At 71.4% G+C, this 20,622-nt stretch carries 18 protein-coding genes; 6 read left to right on the top strand and 12 right to left on the bottom strand.

Features of this window, described 5'->3' with window-relative positions; translation table 11 throughout:
* Positions 1 to 705 precede the first annotated feature (705 nt).
* Complete coding sequence (gene trpS / locus ACFVWW_RS12250) at positions 706 to 1,704, top strand: tryptophan--tRNA ligase (protein ID WP_384337604.1); 999 nt, start codon at positions 706 to 708, stop codon at positions 1,702 to 1,704.
* A gap of 57 nt (positions 1,705 to 1,761) precedes the next feature.
* On the opposite strand, the gene proC is transcribed toward trpS, so the two are convergent.
* The 6 genes from proC to ACFVWW_RS12220 all read right to left on the bottom strand — a co-directional run bounded on the left by proC (position 1,762) and on the right by ACFVWW_RS12220 (position 6,014).
* Positions 1,762 to 2,571: a pyrroline-5-carboxylate reductase gene (proC, locus tag ACFVWW_RS12245; protein WP_384179840.1), complete on the bottom strand. Its 810-nt coding sequence runs from the start codon at positions 2,569 to 2,571 to the stop codon at positions 1,762 to 1,764.
* A gap of 111 nt (positions 2,572 to 2,682) precedes the next feature.
* Positions 2,683 to 3,438 (bottom strand): ABC transporter permease, encoded by a 756-nt coding sequence (locus ACFVWW_RS12240; protein WP_386877376.1) that lies wholly within the window; start codon positions 3,436 to 3,438, stop codon positions 2,683 to 2,685.
* A complete protein-coding gene (locus tag ACFVWW_RS12235; protein WP_386877375.1) occupies positions 3,435 to 4,202 on the bottom strand; it encodes an ABC transporter ATP-binding protein in 768 nt (255 codons plus the stop codon). The genes ACFVWW_RS12240 and ACFVWW_RS12235 overlap by 4 nt, the downstream gene beginning before the upstream one ends.
* A gap of 33 nt (positions 4,203 to 4,235) precedes the next feature.
* Positions 4,236 to 4,991: a class I SAM-dependent methyltransferase gene (locus tag ACFVWW_RS12230; RefSeq protein WP_386877374.1), complete on the bottom strand. Its 756-nt coding sequence runs from the start codon at positions 4,989 to 4,991 to the stop codon at positions 4,236 to 4,238.
* Positions 4,992 to 5,073: 82 nt separating this feature from the next.
* Positions 5,074 to 5,529, bottom strand: coding sequence for a hypothetical protein (locus ACFVWW_RS12225; protein WP_384179855.1), 456 nt, complete (start codon positions 5,527 to 5,529; stop codon positions 5,074 to 5,076).
* Positions 5,530 to 5,696: 167 nt separating this feature from the next.
* Positions 5,697 to 6,014 (bottom strand): peptidase, encoded by a 318-nt coding sequence (locus tag ACFVWW_RS12220; RefSeq protein WP_384179832.1) that lies wholly within the window; start codon positions 6,012 to 6,014, stop codon positions 5,697 to 5,699.
* A 125-nt stretch (positions 6,015 to 6,139) separates the two neighbouring features.
* Here ACFVWW_RS12220 and ACFVWW_RS12215 point away from each other — a divergent pair, with 125 nt between their 5' ends.
* Positions 6,140 to 8,341, top strand: a complete 2,202-nt coding sequence (locus ACFVWW_RS12215) for a PQQ-binding-like beta-propeller repeat protein (RefSeq protein ID WP_386877373.1) — start codon at positions 6,140 to 6,142, stop codon at positions 8,339 to 8,341.
* Positions 8,342 to 8,420: 79 nt separating this feature from the next.
* Here ACFVWW_RS12215 and ilvD read toward each other — a convergent pair whose 3' ends face one another.
* The 4 genes from ilvD to ACFVWW_RS12195 all read right to left on the bottom strand — a co-directional run bounded on the left by ilvD (position 8,421) and on the right by ACFVWW_RS12195 (position 12,872).
* Complete coding sequence (ilvD, locus tag ACFVWW_RS12210; protein WP_386877372.1) at positions 8,421 to 10,271, bottom strand: dihydroxy-acid dehydratase; 1,851 nt, start codon at positions 10,269 to 10,271, stop codon at positions 8,421 to 8,423.
* A gap of 93 nt (positions 10,272 to 10,364) precedes the next feature.
* Complete coding sequence (locus tag ACFVWW_RS12205; protein ID WP_384337618.1) at positions 10,365 to 10,976, bottom strand: TetR family transcriptional regulator; 612 nt, start codon at positions 10,974 to 10,976, stop codon at positions 10,365 to 10,367.
* Complete coding sequence (locus tag ACFVWW_RS12200) at positions 10,973 to 11,917, bottom strand: sugar phosphate isomerase/epimerase family protein (RefSeq protein ID WP_384179824.1); 945 nt, start codon at positions 11,915 to 11,917, stop codon at positions 10,973 to 10,975. Before ACFVWW_RS12200 ends, ACFVWW_RS12205 begins: the two co-directional genes overlap by 4 nt.
* 22 nt (positions 11,918 to 11,939) lie before the next feature.
* Positions 11,940 to 12,872 (bottom strand): Ppx/GppA family phosphatase, encoded by a 933-nt coding sequence (locus ACFVWW_RS12195; protein WP_384179823.1) that lies wholly within the window; start codon positions 12,870 to 12,872, stop codon positions 11,940 to 11,942.
* A 40-nt stretch (positions 12,873 to 12,912) separates the two neighbouring features.
* Here ACFVWW_RS12195 and ACFVWW_RS12190 point away from each other — a divergent pair, with 40 nt between their 5' ends.
* Positions 12,913 to 13,809 carry a hypothetical protein gene (locus ACFVWW_RS12190; protein WP_386877371.1) on the top strand — a complete coding sequence of 299 codons (897 nt, stop codon included), beginning with the start codon at positions 12,913 to 12,915 and terminating at the stop codon, positions 13,807 to 13,809.
* A 41-nt stretch (positions 13,810 to 13,850) separates the two neighbouring features.
* On the opposite strand, the gene ACFVWW_RS12185 is transcribed toward ACFVWW_RS12190, so the two are convergent.
* Entirely contained in the window at positions 13,851 to 15,737 is a 1,887-nt protein-coding gene (locus ACFVWW_RS12185) for a hypothetical protein (protein WP_386877370.1), read from the bottom strand.
* A gap of 114 nt (positions 15,738 to 15,851) precedes the next feature.
* Between ACFVWW_RS12185 and radA the strand changes: the two genes are divergently transcribed.
* A complete protein-coding gene (gene radA / locus ACFVWW_RS12180; protein WP_384179817.1) occupies positions 15,852 to 17,261 on the top strand; it encodes a DNA repair protein RadA in 1,410 nt (469 codons plus the stop codon).
* Positions 17,262 to 17,305: 44 nt separating this feature from the next.
* On the top strand, positions 17,306 to 18,430 hold the full coding sequence (disA, locus tag ACFVWW_RS12175) for a DNA integrity scanning diadenylate cyclase DisA (RefSeq protein ID WP_384179815.1): 1,125 nt from the start codon (positions 17,306 to 17,308) through the stop codon (positions 18,428 to 18,430).
* Positions 18,431 to 18,515: 85 nt separating this feature from the next.
* Here disA and ACFVWW_RS12170 read toward each other — a convergent pair whose 3' ends face one another.
* Positions 18,516 to 19,364, bottom strand: coding sequence for a hypothetical protein (locus tag ACFVWW_RS12170; protein WP_386877369.1), 849 nt, complete (start codon positions 19,362 to 19,364; stop codon positions 18,516 to 18,518).
* A 317-nt stretch (positions 19,365 to 19,681) separates the two neighbouring features.
* Here ACFVWW_RS12170 and ACFVWW_RS12165 point away from each other — a divergent pair, with 317 nt between their 5' ends.
* Entirely contained in the window at positions 19,682 to 20,602 is a 921-nt protein-coding gene (locus ACFVWW_RS12165; protein WP_384179811.1) for an A/G-specific adenine glycosylase, read from the top strand.
* Positions 20,603 to 20,622 lie beyond the last annotated feature (20 nt).

Genomic DNA, 20,622 nt, shown 5'->3' with positions numbered 1-20,622 from the left:
CCTTGCGGTAGGTCGGGGTATCAACATATCTGGCGTTGACTTTTGGCACGCTGTTGAGTTCTCAAGGAACGGACGCTTCCTTTGTACTCACCCTCGCGGGCTTTCCTCCGGGCTTCCCTTCGGTCTTGCGTTTCCGACTCTATCAGACTCTTTCGTGTCCGATTCCCCGTCGGAGCGGGGTTGCCTTCCGGTTCTTCGCTTTCGCGTTTCCCTTTCCGGCGATTCCGACTCTATCAGATCCTTTCGGGCCTGATTCCCAGTCAGAGTGGGTTGCCGTCCCGGCCCTTCGGCCGTTCCGACGAGTGAGACTTTAGCGGAATCCTCGGCCCCGACGCTAATCGGGGCCGCGTCCCTTCGAACGCGGATTCCTCATTCGCAAAGACACACGCAAAACAATGCGACCAGCAGTCGCTCGCTTGTAGTGGGTCTTGCGGAATGACTGTCCGGGGACCGGCCGGGGCCGGTGCTCACGTCGGACAGCTCGGAGAACATTACGGATCCGTGTTTGGCGTGTCAACTCGGTGGTTCGGCCGCTAGTCTGAGGCCCATGACAACGCATGCGTGCATCCTTCAGTGGTGGGCCGCCTGACGGCGGCCGCCACATACGTATGCACTCAACGGCCGCCGCTTCGGCGGCCGTTCGTGTTTCTCCCCTCGGGAGCCGGCCGCTGGAAGCGGCGGCTCCGATCAGGAGGGTGAGTAGAGATGACACGGATCTTCAGTGGGATCAAGCCGACCGGGCATCTGACGCTGGGCAACTACCTCGGGGCTGTTCGGAGGTGGGCCGAGGTCGATCAGCACCGGGCCGACGCTCTGTTCAGCGTGGTGGATCTGCATGCCCTGACCGTCGAACACGATCCGGCTCGCGTGCGCAGACTCAGTCGGCAGGCCGCCACGCTGATGCTGGCGGCCGGACTCGACCCCGCTCTCTGCACCGTATTCGTACAGAGCCATGTGGATGAACATGCGCGGCTCTCGTATCTGCTGGAGTGCACGGCCACGGACGGGGAACTGCGGCGCATGATCCAGTACAAGGAGAAGAGCGCGCGGGCCCAGCTGTCCGGCGAGAGCGTGCGGTTCTCGCTGCTGTCGTATCCGGTGCTGATGGCCGCGGACATCCTGGCGTACCGCACCGACGAGGTGCCGGTCGGCGACGACCAGACGCAGCATGTGGAGCTGACCAGGGATCTCGCGGTGCGGTTCAACCAGCGCTACGGACACACGTTCACCGTGCCCAGGGCCACCCGCCCGCCGGTGGCCGCACGGGTCATGGATCTTCAGGACCCGACGTCGAAGATGGGGAAGTCGCACGAGGCCGGCGCCGGGATCGTGTATCTGCTGGACGACGCCGATGTGGTGCGGAAAAAGATCATGCGGGCGGTCACCGACAGCGGGCGGGAGGTCGAGTACGACCGTGAGGCGAAGCCGGGGGTGGCGAATCTGCTGGAGATTCTCGCGGCGTGCGGGAACGGGAACCCGGACGAGCTGGCCGGTGTATATGAGTCGTACGGCGCGCTGAAACGGGACACCGCGGAGGCTGTGGTCGAGCTGCTACGGCCCTTGCGGGAGCGGCATGCGGCGTTGGCCGCGGATCCGGGTTATGTGGACGGAGTACTGAAGGAGGGAGCGGAGCGGGCCAGGGGGATGGCCCGGCCGGTGGTCGACGCGGCCTATCGGGCCGTGGGGCTGCTCCCGGCCGGCTGAGCCGCCGGGGCGGAGGCGGCGCAGTGGGTGCTCGGGTTTCCGGCAGCGGCTCCGGGGTCAGCCGTTGCCGGAGGCGAGGGCGCGGCTGCGGTCGCGGGCCGCTTCGATGGCGGCGATGAGGGCGGCTCGTACGCCGTGGTTCTCCAGTTCCCGGATGGCGCTGATGGTGGTGCCGGCCGGGGACGTCACGGCCTCGCGGAGTTTCACCGGGTGTTCGCCGCTGTCGCGCAGCATGACGGCGGCGCCGATGGCGGCCTGGACGATCAGGTCGGCTGCCTGGGCGCGGGGCAGGCCGAGGAGGATGCCGGCGTCGGTCATCGCCTCGACGAGGTAGTAGAAGTACGCCGGGCCCGAGCCGGAGAGCGCGGTGGCCGCGTCCTGCTGGGATTCGGGGACGCGGAGGGTCTTGCCGACGCCGCCGAAGATCTCGTCGGCGTGGGCCAGATGGACAGCGAGGGCATGGCTGCCGGCCGAGATGACGGACATGCCCTCATCGACCAGGACGGGGGTGTTGGGCATGACGCGTACGACCGGGGTGCCGACGGCGAGGCGTTCCTCTATGAAGGCGGTGGTGATACCGGCGGCCGCGCTGATGATCAGGCGGTCCGGGGTGATGTGGGGGTGGAGCTCGTCGAGCAGCTTGCCCATGTCCTGCGGCTTGACGGCGAGGATGAGGATATCGGCGCGCTTGGCGGCGTCGGCGTTGGTGACGGTCTCGACGCCGTAGCGGTTGCGGAGCTCCTCGGCGCGGTCTTCGCGGCGGGTGGTGACCAGGAGGTCGGCGGGGCGCCAGCCGGCCCGGATCATGCCGCTGAGCAGGGCCTCGCCGATCTTGCCGGTGCCGAGGACTGCGACTGTCAGGGTCATTCGGGGTCACCTCGCCGGTGGGTGGTGCAGTTGTCGTCCGTAACCCATCCTCGCACCGGGGGCGGGCGGTGGGCCTGAGGTGTCCGAGGGGCGGGATCCCTGGCCAGAGGTTCAGGCCGTACGGCGGCGGAGGGTCGCTGCGCCCAGGGCGAGGACGAGGACGGCGCAGCCGGCGACGACCAGCGTGTCGCGGATGAAGTCGCCGGTGATGTCCGGGTTGCGCAGGACTTCGTTCATGCCGTCGACGGCGTAGGACATGGGCAGGGCGTTGGAGATCGCCTCCAGGACGGGCTGCATGGTCGGGCGCGGGGCGAACAGTCCGCAGAGGAGGAGCTGGGGGAAGATCACCGCCGGCATGAACTGCACCGCCTGGAACTCGGACGCGGCGAAGGCCGAGACGAAGAGGCCGAGGGCCGTGCCGAGCAGGGCGTCGAGGAGCGCGACCAGCAGGAGCAGCCAGGGCGATCCGACGACATCCAGGCCGAGGGTCCAGACCGCGAGGCCCGTGGCGAGGGCGGATTGGACGATGGCGAGCAGGCCGAACGCCAGGGCGTAGCCGGCGATCAGGTCGGCCTTGCCCAGGGGCATGGCGAGCAGGCGTTCCAGGGTGCCGGAGGTGCGTTCGCGCAGGGTGGCGATCGAGGTGACCAGGAACATCGTGATCAGCGGAAAGATGCCGAGGAGGGAGGCGCCGATGTTGTCGAAGGTGCGTGCGCTGCCGTCGAAGACGTAGCGCAGGAGGACGAGCATCACGCACGGGACCAGGATCATCAGGGCGATGGAGCGCGGGTCGTGGCGCAGTTGGCGGAGCACGCGGGCGGCGGTGGCCAGGGTCCTGGCGGGGGAGACGGGGGCCGTGGTGGTCATCGGGCGCTCTCCTGGAGTGCGTTGGCCTCGTCGACCAGGTGGAGGAAGGCCGCCTCGACGGTTTCCGAGTGGGTGCGGCTGCGGAGGGCGTCCGGGGTGTCGTCGGCGAGGATCTCGCCTTCGCGCATGAGGAGCAGCCGGTGGCAGCGCTCGGCCTCGTCCATGACATGGGAGGAGACGAGGATCGTCGCGGCGCGTTCGGCGGCGATGCGGTGGAAGAGGTTCCACAGGTCGCGGCGCAGGACGGGGTCGAGGCCGACGGTCGGCTCGTCGAGGACGAGGAGTTCGGGGGTGCCGAGGAGGGCTACGGCGAGGGAGACGCGGCCCCGCTGGCCGCCGGAGAGTCTGCCCGCGAGCGAGTCGGCGTGGGAGGTGAGGTCGACGTCGGTGATGGCGCGGTCGACCGTTTCCCGGCGTGCGGCGCGGCGGGACCGGCCCGGGTCGAGCACGGCGGCGAAGTAGTCGAGGTTCTGCCGGACCGTCAGGTCGTCGTAGACGGAGGGCGCCTGGGTGACATAGCCGATGCGGGCGCGCAGGGCGGCGTCGCCGGCGGGCCGGCCGAGGACGTCGAGGGTGCCGGTGACCTTGGCCTGGGTGCCGACGACGGCGCGCATCAGGGTCGACTTGCCGCAGCCCGAGGGGCCGAGGAGGCCGGTGATCCGGCCGGGCGGTACGGCGAAGTCGAGGCCGCGCAGGACGGTGCGGTCACCTCGCAGGACGGTGAGGCCGTGGGCGCGGATGGCGGCCCCGGAGTAATTCATCATGTGATGAATAATGTGTGGCCGCCGATGGCTCCGTCAAGAGGTGGACGGGCCGGGGGCGCGCAGTGTCACCGTCAGCTCGACGACATACGGCTCGTCGACGGTCCCGTCGGGGAAGAGGGTGAGCAGTTCGGTACGTTCCCGCGCGAGAACGGCGGCGGTGGCCTGTTCGTCCAGGGCCCGGAAGACGGAGTGGCTGCCGAGATTGGCGAGGTGGGTGTCGAGGGTGACGCTCCGGGTCCAGGGCACGCGGCGCTCCGTGCGGACCAGTTCCTCCGGCAGCTTGCGGCCGCGGCCGGTGGCGCTGTGGGCACCGCCGGCGAGTTGGCCGCGGAGGCGCTCGTCCTGGGCGGCGACCCAGGGGACGCCGGCATCGGAGACGTTCCACCAGAGGGCGAGCGCGCCGCCGGGCCTGAGCACGCGCAGGGCCTCGGGGACGGAGCGGGCCGGGTCGGTCCAGTGCCAGGCCTGGGCGTAGGTGACGAGGTCGGCGCAGCCGTCGGCCAGCGGCAGGGCGTCGCCGAGGCCCCGGACGAGCGGGATGCCGGGAAGAGAACGACGCAGCCGGGCCGCCATGCCGGGGCCCGGCTCCACGGCGGTGACCCGGGCGCCGCGCTCGCGCAGCAGGCGGGTGGCGATTCCGGTGCCGGCGCCGACGTCGATGACCCGGGAGCCCTTGAGGGGGCGGCCGGTCAGTTCCTCGATGGCGTCGAAGAGGGCGGGCGGATAGCCGGGGCGGGCCGTGTCGTACTGGTCGGCGACGGCATCGAAGGAGAGAGCGCGACGGGTCATGCGTCTCATCCTGACGGCAGAGGTCCGCTCGGGGCCCTCGCCGTCCGGGGTTGCCCCGGCCAGGACCTGGGCGGCTGCCGTCCTACCTGCGCTTGCCCTTGCTGCCACGGCGGGCGGCGGGGTTGCCGGCGCGGGCGCTGCGGCGGCGCTCGTACTGGGTGACGGCCGTCTCGTACTCGCCCCGGCGCAGCCCCTCCCCCGGGGCCTCGACGAGAGAGCGCAGGAAGTAGGCGATCAGCGAGCCGATGAAGCCGATCATCTTGACGGTGCGCAGTGACTCCTCGCGGCCGGGATCGGCCGGGCGGCGGGTGAAGCCGCTCCAGGTGCTGCGGAAGGCCATGGCACCGCAGACCGCGAACATCACGACGATCAGCCCGCCGACGAAGGAGCCCACGTCCGCGATCTCCACGCCCTGATAGGCGAAGCGGAGCAGGAAGCAACTGGCGAAGGCCGTGGCGAGCGAGCCGACGGCGACCGCGACACGCCGCAGTCCGTAACCCCCGTCATGACTGACCCAGGTCGTACCGAAGAACCGGATGGCTTCGGGCTCCGGCCCACCGCGACCACGACCGCTGTCAGCGGTGGCCGTGGTCGCGGCGGAGTGCTCATCGTGTTCAAGGTGCTCGGGGTGCTCGCTCACAGAGTCGATTATCCCCCTGCGCGTACGAGCCTCCCGCTAGGCCCTGTCCGGCGTACGGAGCCGGGTCAGCCGCAGCGCACGGCGACGTACCCGTCACTGCCCGTCTGGACGTACGAGTCCGAGATGAACTGTCCGTTGGCGATGTTGTCCCAGATGTTGGATGTCCCGTAAGGACCGGAGACCGACTCCCCCGGCTTCTGACAGTTGATCGGCACGCTGGCCCCGTACGGGAGCACCCTGACGACCTGGTAGTTCGTACCCGGACCGCTGCGGACATTCACCCGGTAGCCCGGAGCGACCGGGTACACCTTGGCCGCCAGCATCTCGGCAGCGGCCCCCTCCACGACATCCCCCGCGGTGCTCTCAACCTCTTCGATCGACATTCGGTCCTCCCCCATTGAAGGTGCGCACTCTGCGCCGCGCAGGCTAGCAAGCCATGGCTGGATCGCACGCATCATCGACTAGGCTCCGTGCGGCGCGCTCGCGCACGAAGACACGGGGGTGGGCAATGCCACCACTGCGCAATACCGGGCCGGCCCCGGAAGCCGAGCGTCCGGATTACGCCGGTCGTTATCTACTCGAATCAGACCTGGGCTCCGGCGGAATGGGTGTGGTCCATCTGGCCACGTCCGCTTCGGGGTTGCGTCTTGCCGTCAAGGTCATCCATGCCAACCACGCCTCGGATCCGGAGTTCAGGGCCCGGTTCCGGCAGGAGATCGCGGCCGCCCGCCGGGTGAGCGGGGCCTTCACCGCGCCCGTCGTGGATGCCGACCCCGAGGCTGACCGGCCGTGGATGGCCACGCTGTTCATCGACGGTCCCACCCTGTCCGAGCGGGTGAAGCGGAACGGTCCGCTGGGAACCGATGAGTTGATCCAGCTGGGTGCGGGACTGGCCGAGGGGCTGCGGGACATTCACCGGGCCGGGGTGGTGCACCGCGATCTCAAGCCGAGCAATGTCCTGTTGGCGGCGGACGGTCCCAAAGTCATCGACTTCGGCATCTCGCGTCCCACCGACAGCGATCTGCGGACGGAGACGGGCAAGCTGATCGGCACACCGCCGTTCATGGCGCCGGAGCAGTTCCAGCGGCCGCGTGAAGTCGGCCCCGCCGCCGATGTGTTCGCCATGGGCGCGGTGCTGGTCCACGCGGCGACCGGGCGCGGTCCGTTCGACTCGGACAGCCCGTACATCGTCGCGTACCAAGTCGTGCACAACGAGCCGGAATTGGCCGGGGTACCCGAGAAGCTCCTCCCCCTGATCACACGTTGCCTGGCGAAGGAGCCGGCCGACCGACCGACGACGGACGAGCTGATGACCGCGCTGCGCCCGTCGCCGCACGGCGCGAGGTCCCTCGTACCGGCGCAGCGGAAGCCGCCCTCCGCGGCGGCCGGGGATCCGACGCCCACCACCCACCCCCGGGCGGCACGGCTTCACGACGACCCACCGGAGGCCGTCCGGTCCGAGGCCGCCCCGGACCGGCCGGCCCGGCCCCGGACCGGCCGTCGCCGGCAGGTCCGCCGGGCGGCGATGGGCGTGGCGCTGGCGGCCCTGGCCGTGGCCGGATTCGTCGCGATGCGTGCCACGGGGGACGACGGCAGCCCCGGTACGGCGGCCACGAAGGCCGGCTCGGGCAGTCAGGACGAAACGTTCCACCCGTGGCACACCCAGCTGCGGGGCCGTAAGAGCGCGGGCGGTCCTCCCGCCTGTTCGACCGGCGGTTCGGCCGTCTTCTGCAGTGCCCCGGGGGTGGGAACGGCCCGTCTCGACCCGGCCGACGGCGGCATCGACTGGACCGCGAAGGGCGCGAGTGCCTCGAAAACCGTCGAAGAGGGCGCGGCGCCCGTCCCTTCCGGCGGACTGCTGCACGTCGTCGTACCGGGAGAGCGGCTGGAAGCCCTCGACCCGGTGTCGGGTGACCTCCGTTGGGACATCGACATCTCGCCGTACTCCTCCGTCCGCCATGCCGGCGACTCGGTGCTGCTCGTGACCGAGCAGGGGCGGGTGCGATCCGTGGACGGTGCGACAGGGGCGGAGCGCTGGACACGGCAGGAGACCGGGACCGGATCGCAGTGGGCGGCCGCGAGTGGCGAGGACGGCCCGCTGTTCGCCATTACTCCGTCGGAGGACGGCACGGCCACGGAGGTGACCGGGATCGACCCCGGAACCGGAGACCTCCTGTGGAAGAAGCGGGTGACCGGATGGCTGACCCCGGTGCAGGCCACCGACGACGCGCTGTTCCTGCTCTCCCGCAACAACCAGGACGCCATGGACGCTGTCGTACGGATCGATTCCGCGAGCCGGACCGTACGCCGCGTTCCGCTGGCCTTTCCGGTCGATCAGGCACAGGCCACCGTGGCCGGGGACACGGTCTACGTCCTCGGGTACGCCGGATCGCTGCTCGCGATCGACACGCGCGAAAGCGGCACCGCGCAACAGGCCGAGCGCTGGCGGCTGGAGACATCGGTGACCCGGACGTCGAGCCCCGTGGCCGTGGGGGGCCGGATCTACATGAGTGCGGCCGACGGGCGCCTGCTCGCCGTCGACAGTGAGCGCGGAGTGCTCCTGGGGCAGACGAAGCCGCGCATGGCCGAGAGGACCGACACGCTCGTCGCCACGCTGCCCGCCCCCGTCGTCGCCTCCGGCAAGGTCTTCGCCGGCGCGCCCGACGGGTCCGTCTTCGCCGTCGACAGCGAGGACCCTGCCCGCTGGTGACCCGCCGACAGCGCCGGCCCCGTGGTCCCGTTGAGGACCGCGGGGCCGGTGGCCGTACGGATACGGAGGAGCAGAGGCGTCAGCCCAGGCGGGAGATGTCCCGCACCGCGCCCTTGTCCGCGCTCGTCGCCATCGCCGCGTAGGCGCGCAGCGCCACCGAGACCTTGCGTTCGCGGTCGGCGGGGGCGTACACCCCGTTCAGAGCCGCGCGACGGGTCGCCAGCTCCTCGTCGGACACGAGGAGTTCGATCGTACGGGCGGGGATGTCGATCCGGATCCGGTCGCCGTCGTGGACCAGCGCGATCGTGCCGCCCGAGGCCGCTTCCGGCGAGGCGTGGCCGATCGACAGGCCCGACGTACCGCCGGAGAAGCGGCCGTCGGTGATCAGGGCGCAGGACTTACCGAGACCGCGGCCCTTCAAGTACGAGGTGGGGTAGAGCATCTCCTGCATGCCGGGGCCGCCGCGCGGGCCCTCGTAGCGGATGACGATGACATCGCCCTCGGCGATCTCCTTACGGAGGATCTTCTCCACGGCCTGTTCCTGCGATTCGCAGACGACGGCCGGGCCCTCGAAGGTCCAGATCGACTCGTCGACGCCGGCCGTCTTCACCACACAGCCGTCGAGGGCGAGGTTGCCCTTCAGCACCGCCAGGCCGCCGTCCTTGGAGTAGGCGTGGGCGACATCGCGGATGCAGCCGTTCGCGGCGTCCGTGTCGAGCGTCGCCCAGCGCTCGGACTGCGAGAATGCCTCGGCGGAGCGGACGCAGCCGGGGGCCGCGTGCCACAGCTCGACGGCCTCGTCGGACGGTGAGCCGCCGCGCACGTCCCAGGTTTCCAGCCAGGACTTGATGCTCGGCGAGTGGACGGTGTGCACGTCCTCGTTGAGCATCCCGCCGCGGTACAGCTCGCCCAGGATGGCGGGGATGCCGCCGGCCCGGTGGATGTCCTCCATGTAGTACGTGCCGCCTGGGGCGACGTTCGGCGCGACCTTGGCCAGGCAGGGGACACGGCGGGAGACGGCGTCGATGTCGCCGAGGCCGTAGTCCAGCTCGGCTTCCTGGGCGGCGGCCAGCAGATGCAGGATCGTGTTGGTGGAGCCGCCCATGGCGATGTCGAGCGCCATCGCGTTGTCGAAGGACGCGCGGGTGGCGATATTGCGCGGCAGGACACTCTCGTCGTCCTGCTCGTAGTGGCGCTTGGTGATCTCGACGACCGTGCGGCCCGCGTTCTCGTACAGAGCCCTACGAGCGGTGTGCGTGGCCAGCACCGAGCCGTTGCCGGGCAAGGAGAGGCCGATGGCCTCGGTCAGGCAGTTCATCGAGTTGGCCGTGAACATGCCGGAACAGGAGCCGCAGGTCGGACAGGCGTTCTCCTCGATACGGAGGATGTCCTCGTCCGAGACGTTCTCGTTGACCGCGTCCGAGATCGCGTTGATCAGGTCGAGCTTGCGGACCGTGCCGTCCACCAGCGTCGCCTTGCCGGCCTCCATCGGGCCGCCGGAGACGAAGACCGTGGGGATGTTGAGGCGCAGGGCGGCCATCAGCATGCCCGGGGTGATCTTGTCGCAGTTGGAGATGCAGATCAGCGCGTCCGCGCAGTGCGCCTCGACCATGTACTCGACGGAGTCGGCGATCAGATCGCGGGACGGCAGGGAGTACAGCATTCCGCCGTGGCCCATCGCGATGCCGTCGTCGACGGCGATGGTGTTGAACTCGCGCGGCACGGCGCCCGCGGCCTTGATCGCTTCGGAGACGATCCGGCCGACCGGCGCGAGATGGGTGTGACCGGGCACGAACTCGGTGAAGGAGTTGGCCACCGCGATGATCGGCTTGCCGATGTCCTCACTCGCTACGCCCGATGCCCGCATCAGGGCGCGCGCGCCCGCCATATTGCGGCCGTGGGTGACAGTGCGGGACCTCAGCTCGGGCATCGTCGCTCGCTCCTTCAGCAGAAAATGACTGTCTACGAGCGTACGCCCGCACTCCAAGATCTGGACACAACGTCCGGCATACGGGACTGTCGTTCAGCTTTCGGTCAGGTAGCGCTGGAGCGTCGGCGCCACCATCGCGACGATCTCCTCGGTGTCCACGGAGGCCAGCGGTTCCGCCTTGATCACATACCGGAGGAACGCGATCCCGAGCATGTGGGAGGCGGCCAGCTCGGCGCGGAACGTCGGATCCGGTACGTCGAGCTCCTCCGCGATCCGCTCCAGCAGCCGGCGCAGCACGAACGTGCGCAGCACCGCGGCCGCCGCCTCGTGCGTCAGCGCGGAACGGATGACGGCCAGCAGCGGGGCCCGGGTCACCGGGTTCTCCCAGACGCCGATGAAGTAGCGGGCGAGCCGCTCGCCGATGCCGTCGGGACCGCCGGCCAGCAGCCCGGGCACCACCAGCGCCGGTTCGAAGGAGACCTCGATGGCGGCCGCGAAGACCTCGTCCTTCGTACCGAAGTAGTGGTGGACGAGCGCCGGGTCCACGCCGGCGGCCTTGGCGATGCCCCGGACGGACGTCTTGTCGTAGCCGCGCTCGGCGAATTCCGTACGGGCCTCCCGCAGGATCTTCTCCCGGGCGCCGGGGCCCGTGTCCGCGTCCTTGCGGGCGGGGCGGCCGCGGCGGCGCGGAGCCGTGCCGGTCATGACGGACGCGCTCCCGACGAGCCGGAGGAACCGGACGCACCGGACGCTCCAGGGGCTCCTGAGGTACGGCGCGCGCTCCCCGTACGGCCCACGGAGGACGTTCGGGGCGCCCGCGCGGCGGACGGAGGCGCGGGCGGCGCGGAGGCCAGATGCAGCCGTGCGAAGGCCAGCGCCTCCGCCAGATCGGCTTCGCGCTCGGCCGCGGACATCGCGCGCCGGGTGTTGACCTCGATCACGACATGGCCCTCGAACCCGCCGCCGGCCAGCCGTTCCAGCAGCTCGGCGCAGGGCTGCGTGCCCCGTCCCGGCACGAGGTGCTCGTCCTTAGCCGATCCCCTGCCGTCCGCGAGATGGACGTGCCCCAGCCGGTCGCCCATCCGGTCGATCATGGCCATGGCGTCGGTGCGGGCGGTCGCGGTGTGCGAGAGATCGACGGTGAAGTGCCGGTAGTCGTCCTTGGTGACGTCCCAGTCGGGTGCGTACGCGAGCATCTCGCGGTCCCGGTAGCGCCACGGGTACATGTTCTCGACGGCGAACCGTACGTCCGTCTCCCCCGCCATCCGCCAGATGCCGGTGACGAAGTCGCGCGAGTACTGCCGCTGCCAGCGGAACGGCGGGTGCACGACCACGGTGGAGGCGCCGAGCCTCTCGGCCGCGGCCCGTGCCCGCTTGAGCTTCACCCACGGGTCGGTCGACCAGACCCGCTGGGTGATCAGCAGACAGGGCGCGTGGACGGCGAGTATCGGCACCTCGTGATAGTCGGAGAGCCGGCGCAGCGCCTCGATGTCCTGGCTGACGGGATCGGTCCAGACCATGACCTCGACGCCGTCGTACCCCAGGCGCGCGGCGATCTCGAAGGCCGTCGCCGTGGACTCCGGATAGACCGAAGCCGTCGAGAGAGCGACCTTCGCATCCGGGACGCGCACCACTGGTTCTGCCACGGAGACAGCGTACGGGCCGCGCCTACGTGGTCGGGAGCTGGTCGAGGCGGCGCAGGATGACGCCCTCGCGCAGCGCCCAGGGGCAGATCTCCAGCGTCTCGACCCCGAACAGGTCCATCGCCCCCTCCGCGACCAGCGCTCCTGCCAGCAGCTGGGAGGACCGGCCCTCGGAGACACCGGGGAGTCCGGCGCGCTGGAGCGCGTTCATCGCGGCCAGCTTGGGCACCCACTCCTCCAGTGACGTACGACTCAGTTCGCGCTGCACGTACAGGCCCTCGGCGGAGCGCGCGGCCCCGGCGAGCCGCGCCAGCTGCTTGAAGGTCTTGGAGGTCGCCACCACATGGTCCGGGCTGCCGAACCGGGCGAACTCGCCGACCGTACGGGCGATCTGCGCGCGCACATGGCGGCGCAGCGCCTTCACATCGACCGGGTCGGGCGGATCGCCGGGCAGCCAGCCGGCCGTGAGGCGGCCGGCTCCCAGGGGCAGGGACGAGGCGGCGTCCGGCGCCTCGTCGATTCCGTACGCGATCTCCAGCGAGCCGCCGCCGATGTCCAGGACCAGCAGTTTCCCGGCCGACCAGCCGAACCAGCGGCGGGCCGCGAGGAAGGTGAGCCGGGCCTCCTGCTCGCCGGTGAGGACTTCGAGATCGACCCCGGTCTCGCTCTTGACCCGCGCGAGGACCCGGTCGGCGTTGCTGGCTTCCCGTACGGCGGAGGTCGCGAACGGCAGCACGTCCTCGCAGCCCTTGTCCTCGGCGGCCTGGAGCGCGTCGGCGAGGGTCGCCACCAGCCGGTCGACGCCGTCGGATCCGATCGCGCCGTCCTCGTCGAGGAGCTCGGCGAGTCGCAGCTCCGCCTTGTACGAATACGCGGGCAGCGGACGGGCGCCGCGGTGGGCGTCGACCGCCAGCAGATGCACCGTGTTCGAACCGACGTCGAGGACTCCGAGTCTCATGAGCGGAACGCTACTGCGACCGCGCGCATACGCTGGACCCGTGCCAAAGACGAAAAAGGCGAAACCGGGCAAAGCCAAGGGCCCGAATGTGCAGGATCAGGGGCAGGAGGCTCGAACGGCCCCTGACACGGCGCAGGGCAAGGCCCCGCGCAGGACCAAGAGCGCTCCCCGGACGCGTGGCGTTCCTGACGAGAAGGGCCTGGACTTCGCCCGCGCGTGGGTCGAATTCCCCGACCCCGCCGACGACGAGCAGGTCTTCCGCTGCGATCTGACCTGGCTCACCTCACGGTGGGCCTGCATCTTCGGCAGCGGCTGCCAGGGCATCCAGGCGGGCCGCGCCGACGACGGGTGCTGCACGCTGGGCGCGCACTTCTCCGACAAGGACGACGAGAAACGGGTCGCCGGGCATGTCGCACGTCTCACCCCGGAGCTGTGGCAGTTCCACGAGGAGGGGACGGCCACGGGCTGGACGCAGACCGACGAGGACGGCGAGCGGCAGACGCGGCGCTGGGAGGGCTCCTGCATCTTCCAGAACCGCCCCGGCTTCGCGGCGGGCGCCGGCTGCTCGCTCCACATCCTGGCGCTGCGCGAGGGGCGCGAGCCGCTGGAGACGAAGCCGGACGTCTGCTGGCAGCTCCCGGTCAGGCGTACGTACGACTGGATCGAGCGGCCCGACGACACGCGCGTGCTCCAGGTGTCGATCGGGGAGTACGACCGGCGCGGCTGGGGGTCGGGCGGCCACGATCTGCACTGGTGGTGCACCTCGGCGACCTCGGCGCACGGCGCAGGCGACCCGGTGTACAAGACGTACCGGCCGGAGCTGACCGAGCTGATGGGCAAGGAGGGGTACGACCGGCTGGTCGAGCTGTGCGAACAGCGCATGGCGAGCGAGCTTCCGCTGGTGGCCCCGCATCCGGCGGACCCCACCACGGCCTGACGCGCCGGCCGGACGAGACATGGGTCCTGTAGGACCTGGGCCTAGTCCACGGGGGCCGGGTACGACGGCTCGGACGGCTCCGGCACGGAGGGATCCGGGTAGGACGGGTCCGGATCCGGGTCCTCCGGGTCCGGATCACCGGGGCCGGGGCCCGGGTCCGTGGGGCCGGGACCGCTCGGATCCGGTGGTCCCGGCTCGGTGGGTCCTGGTGAGCCGGGGTCCGAGGGGCCCGGCGGCGTCGGGCTGCCGGGGCCCGGGTGTCCGGGATGGCCGGAGTGTCCTGGGTGTCCCGGGCGCGGTGGACGGTCCGGGGACGGCGGCCTGGAGCCGTAGCCGTCGATCTTCACCACCGATCCCGAGGGATACAGCGCGATCCGCGCGCTCCAGGGCCCGGCCGGCTCGTACCGGTGGTCGACGAAGACGCGGATCGTGATCGACTCGCCGGGTTGGAGCGTGCCGTCAGCGCTGCTCAGCAGCAGCCAGCGGGCGCCGGTCCTGGCGGACCAGGAGACCGGCGCTCCGCCGGAGGCCCTGAGCGTGATCATCGTCGTGTCACCGGCGGACCGGGCCTCGACCGTGAGACGGCCGGGGGCCGGCTGCCCCGGGCGTGACGGCGGCGCGGGCGTGCTGTCGCTGATGACCTCGACCGAGACATCGGGCGTGCGGCCGCCCGCGGTGAAGCGGGCGCCGGGCCTGTACTGGGCATTGCCCGCGTTCTCGTAGTGGTCGTAGGGCCGCCCGTCGGCGCCGGGCGGCCCTTGGCCCTCGCCCGCGCTGATCGAGGAGCCGTCGTGGCCCTCCCCGGTCAGCGGTGCGCCCCGGTACGCCGCCCAGAGGGCGAGCACGGGAGCGGCGACGACCGTCGCCACGACGGTCGTCGTCACGGCGCGCGCCCGCAGCCGCCGCCGGCGGGCCGCACGGTCCTTGGGATCCACGGGGAAGCCGTTGCGGCCGAAGCGCGGGGCCGACCCCCGGGCGCGCGGGACCTGGGTCATCGCGGTGTACGCGGCGGCCCTCGGCGCCTCGACGAGCGGCAGGACGTCGAGCGAGGTGCGCGCGACGGACGGCGCGGGCGTGCCGGGCGAGGAGGGCGACCCCGGCCACGGGCCGACCGCCCCCGCGCGCTCGGCGGCGCGGCGGCAGCGGGGGCAGTCGTCGACGTGCCGGACCAGTTCACGCCGGAGCGCGGCCGAGAGCAGTACGTGGCTGTCGCCGGTGAGCCGGGCGACGGACGGGCAGTCGCCGGTCTCGACGACGGCGAGCGCGGCGCGGGTGCGATCCACCTCGCAGGCGGCGGAGGCGAGCAGTTCCCGGGCCGCGGGCAGCTCCATGGACAGCACGGCGGCGACCTCGCGCGGGCCGAGCTGATGGCGTACGGCCAGCTCCAGGATCTCGCGCTGCTCGGGTGTCGTACCGGCGGCCTCGGGCCAGGCCAGCGCGGCGAGTTCCCGCCGGTGGCGCTCAGCGGTCTCCGCCTCTGCGGCGGTCTCCGGCTCGGCGGCGACCGCCGGTGCGGACGCCGTGGCGGCCGCGGGGGCCCGCTCTCGGCGGCCCGAATGCGCCCCCTGTCGCTGCCGGCGCAGTTCGGTGAGCCTGCGCAGACACGCCCAGCGGGCGAGTGCGTACAGCCAGGCCTTCCGCTCCCCGGCGCCCGAGGGACAACGGCCGTACTGGCGCTCGGAGATGGACAGGACGTCACCGAGCACCTCGGTCGCCGCGCCGTGGTCGCACAGCACGGAGAGGCAGTAGGTGAACAGGCCGTCCAGATAGGGCTCGTCACGCGCGGGCGGGCGCTGCGCCGCCGAACGGGGCGCACGGCGGGACGCGCGGTGTGCGCCGGTGGTGTGCGGGGAGGTTTCGGGACTGCTGCTGGTCACCCGGCGACGGTAGACAAGGCACCCCGCGCCCTTCACTCTCCTTGAGCACATTTACTTCTTACGGGTGAAGTTATCCCTCAAAAGGGGACACGAGCGTCCGATTTCCCGGCCGGAGCGACCGTCGCCGTGGTCGGGGCTGTCAGTGGACACCTATACGGTGACGCCATGGCTGCCCGTACGAAATCCGCCAAGGACAGGCCGTCCTACCGCTGCACCGAGTGCGGCTGGACGACCGCCAAGTGGCTCGGCCGCTGCCCCGAGTGCCAGGCATGGGGGACGGTCGAGGAGTACGGCGCCCCCGCGGTGCGGACCACCGCGGCCGGCCGGGTCTCCACCGCCGCGCTCCCCATCGGCCAGGTCGACGTCCGCACGGCCACCGCGCGCTCCACCGGGGTCGACGAGCTGGACCGCGTGCTCGGCGGCGGGCTCGTGCCCGGTGCCGTCGTGCTGATCGCGGGCGAGCCGGGCGTCGGCAAGTCCACGCTGCTGCTCGATGTCGCGGCGAAGGCGGCGAGCGACGAGCACCGCACGCTCTATGTGACGGGCGAGGAGTCCACCAGCCAGGTACGGCTGCGCGCCGACCGGATCAAGGCCATCAACGACCATCTCTATCTCGCCGCCGAGACGGACCTCTCCGCGGTCCTCGGCCATCTCGACGCGGTCAAGCCCTCGCTGCTCATCCTGGACTCCGTACAGACCGTGGCGTCGCCCGAGATCGACGGGGCGCCGGGCGGCATGGCCCAGGTCCGGGAGGTCGCGGGCGCGCTCATCCGGGTCTCCAAGGAGCGGGGCATGTCCACCCTGCTGGTGGGCCATGTCACCAAGGACGGCGCCATCGCGGGCCCCCGGCTGCTCGAACACCTGGTGGATGTCGTGCTGTCCTTCGAGGGCGACCGGCACGCCCGGCTGCGGCTCGTCCGGGGCATCAAGAACCGCTACGGAGCGACCGACGAGGTCGGCTGCTTCGAACTGCACGACGAGGGGATCACGGGGCTGACGGACCCGTCGGGGCTGTTCCTCACCCGCCGTGACGAGCCGGTGCCCGGCACCTGCCTCACCGTCACCCTCGAAGGCCGCCGCCCGCTCGTCGCCGAGGTGCAGGCGCTGACGGTCGACTCGCAGATCCCCTCGCCCCGGCGCACCACCTCCGGTCTGGAGACCTCCCGGGTCTCGATGATGCTGGCCGTGCTGGAGCAGCGCGGCCGGATCAGCTCGCTCGGCAAGCGCGACATCTACAGCGCGACGGTCGGCGGCGTAAAGCTCTCCGAGCCCGCCGCGGATCTGGCCATCGCCCTCGCGCTGGCCTCCGCGGCCAGCGACACCCCGCTGCCGAAGAACCTGGTCGCGATCGGCGAAGTCGGGCTCGCGGGCGAGGTCAGACGGGTCACGGGCGTGCAGCGCAGGCTTGCCGAGGCGCACCGTCTCGGCTTCACCCAGGCCCTTGTCCCGACCGATCCGGGGAAGATCCCCGCCGGTATGAAGGTCACAGAAGTCGCCGATATGGGGGACGCGCTACGTGTGCTGCCACGGCGGGGTCGTGCGGACGCCCCACGGGAGGACAACGCGCGCCGGTAGACTTTGCCCTGGTCTCGCCCATCCGTACGAGCCGGAGGAGTGCAGTGGCAGCCAACGACCGGGCATCAGCGCCCGGAAAGTCCGGCGCGGGCTCCGGCAACGAAGCGCTGATGCGCGCCTCCCTGAGCGCTGTGGCGCCGGGGATGGCACTGCGCGACGGGCTGGAGCGGATCCTGCGCGGCAACACCGGCGGTCTGATCGTCCTCGGCATGGACAAGACCGTCGAATCGATGTGCACGGGCGGCTTCGTGCTGGACGTGGAGTTCACCGCTACCCGGCTGCGCGAGCTGTGCAAGCTGGACGGCGCGCTCATCCTCGACAAGGACATGACCAAGATTCTGCGGGCCGGTGTCCAATTGGTCCCGGAATCCTCCATCCCCACCGAGGAAACCGGCACCCGCCACCGCACGGCGGACCGGGTGTCCAAGCAGTGCGGCTTCCCGGTGGTCTCCGTATCGCAGTCGATGCGGTTGATCGCGCTGTACGTGAACGGGGAGCGCCGGGTCCTGGAGGAGTCGGCGGCGATCCTCTCCCGGGCGAACCAGGCGCTGGCCACGCTCGAGCGGTACAAGCTCCGCCTCGACGAGGTCGCGGGCACCCTGTCCGCCCTGGAGATCGAGGACCTGGTGACGGTCCGGGACGTGTCGGCGGTGGCGCAGCGTCTTGAGATGGTGCGCCGGATCGCCACGGAGATCGCCGAGTACGTGGTCGAGCTGGGCACCGACGGCCGGCTTCTCTCGCTCCAGCTGGACGAGTTGATCGCGGGCGTGGAGCCGGAGCGGGATCTGGTCGCGCGCGACTATGTCCCCGAGCCGACCGCGAAGCGGTCCCGTACGGTCGGCGAGGCGCTCGGCGAGCTGGACTCGCTGAGCCACGCGGAGCTGCTGGAACTGGCCGTGGTGGCACGGGCGCTGGGGTACAGCGGTTCGCCCGAGACGCTCGACTCCGCGGTATCGCCGCGTGGTTACCGGCTGCTGGCCAAGGTGCCGCGGCTGCCGGGCGCCATCATCGAGCGGCTGGTCGAGCACTTCGGCGGGCTGCAGAAGCTGCTGGCGGCGAGCGTCGACGACCTGCAGACGGTGGACGGCGTCGGCGAGGCGCGGGCCCGCAGTGTGCGGGAGGGCCTGTCGCGGCTGGCGGAGTCGTCGATCCTGGAGCGTTACGTCTAGGCCATAGCGGCTGATACGACGACGGAGAACGCCCCGGCCATCAGGCCGGGGCGTTCTCCGTCGTACCGTTCTGCCGACCCGTTGCTCAGTCCTTCTCCAGGCGAATGGACTTCTGGCCCTGCTTCACCGACGCGCCCGACGCCTTGGCCTCCACCAGATACGTACCGGGGCCGACCGGGGCCGCCGGCGGGGTGGCGCACTGCGGCGCGCTCTGCTTGCGGTCCCACGGGATGGTGCGCGTGATGCTCCCGCCCGCCGGGACCTCGAACAGCAGCGCGCCGGTCTTCGGGCAGTCCTGGGAGGACCAGACCTCGTCGTCCTCGGCGTTGGTGACCGTCAGCACCACGGCCTTCGGTCCGAAGTCCGCCTTGCAGGTGGTGTTCGAGGTGTTCGTGGCGATCAGGCGGAACGCGGGCTTCTCGCCCGGGTCGTAGGCGACCTTCGTGGTGTCGAGCCGCAGGGTGAGGGAGTTCGGGGCGCAGTTGGGAAGGGTGGAGCCGGCCGGCACCTGCTGGCCCGAACTGCTGCCGCCACCACTGCCCGTACCACCGATACCGGCGCCACCGCCGCTCGCCGCGCCGCCCGTGCCGCCCGAGCCCGCGCCGCCCACGTCTCCGCTGCCGGCGGTGTCACCGTTCTTTCCGCCGTCGCCGCCGGCGTCCGTACCGCCGTTCCCGCCGTTCGCGCCCGACTCGTCACGGCCGCCCGGCTGTTCGCTGATGGCGGGCCCCGACCCGGAGGGCCCGGGGGTGATGGAGGTCGCGGGATTGGCGCCGTCGGAGGTGTCGCCGCCCTTCTTGCCGCCACCCCCACGGGACGTGACGACCCATACGACCAGCAGCGAGAGCAGCGCGATGAGCGTCGCCGCTACTGCCCTCCGTCGCCAGTAGATGGTGGAGGGAAGCGGCCCGACCGGATTGCGCAAAGATCCCACGGCGCAAACTCTACGAGAGATCGGCGCCAACTCCCGCCCCACATGCCGTCCGTCTCCGCAAGTTTTACGGATCATCATCCTGGGCGGGCGATGACGGCTGCGCCTCTTACCGGCTCACGGGCCTTGGCCCTGGCGGTACTTGCCCCGTTCGCGACCGCCTTCGCCCGGCTCACGACCGCCTTCGCCCAGGTCCGCGGTGAACCGCCGGTGACGCTCCTGAGGGGCGCTCCCCCGGATCTTCATCGTGCGACAACCTCCGCCATGCCCCCGCTCGCTGCACCGTCCGCCCGCCGGAACGTGCCAGGATCGGTGGTGCCATGACTGCTACCTCCGCGAATTCCGCGACTCCAACGTCTGCCGGCGATCCGGCCGCCCTGCACACCCCCGTCATCGCGTGGTTCGAGGCGAACGCCCGCGATCTGCCCTGGCGCCGTCCCGAGGCCGGCGCCTGGGGTGTGATGGTCAGCGAGTTCATGCTCCAGCAGACCCCGGTGAGCCGGGTGCTCCCCGTGTACGAGCAGTGGCTCGCCCGCTGGCCCCGCCCCGCCGATCTGGCCGCCGAGGCGCCCGGCGAGGCGGTCCGCGCCTGGGGCCGGCTCGGCTATCCGCGCCGTGCGCTGCGCCTGCACGGGGCCGCGCAGGCGATAACGGAGCGCTACGGCGGCGACGTACCCCGCGAGCACGCGCAGCTGCTCGCGCTGCCCGGGATCGGCGAGTACACGGCCGCGGCGGTGGCCTCGTTCGCGTACGGACAGCGGCACGCCGTCCTCGACACGAATGTGCGCCGCGTCTTCGCGCGCGCCGTGACCGGCATCCAGTACCCGCCGAACGCGACCACCGCCGCCGAGCGGAAGCTGGCCCGCTCGCTGCTGCCCGCGGACGAGCCGACCGCGGCGCGCTGGGCCGCGTCCTCCATGGAGCTGGGCGCCCTGATCTGCACGGCGAAGAACGAGGGCTGCGCACGCTGTCCGATCGCCACGCGGTGCGCCTGGCGGCTGGCCGGGAAGCCGGCGCACGAAGGTCCGGCGCGGCGCGGCCAGACGTACGCGGGCACCGACCGCCAGGTGCGCGGCAGACTGCTCGCCGTCCTGCGCGAGGCGGTCGGGCCGGTGCCGCAGGCCGTCCTGGACGCGGTGTGGGAGGAGCCGGTGCAGCGGGCCAGAGCGCTGGACGGCCTGGTCGCCGACGGGCTGGTCGAGCCCATGGAGAGCGGGGTCTACCGGCTGCCGCTGAGCTGACCGACGGCTCGCGCCCGCCG

It is taken from the genome of Streptomyces sp. NPDC058198, assembly GCF_042882605.1.
Classification (GTDB): Bacteria; Actinomycetota; Actinomycetes; order Streptomycetales; family Streptomycetaceae; genus Streptomyces.
Note: the sequence above shows the minus strand (reverse complement) of the source record. Positions and strands in the feature narration are given on the sequence as shown.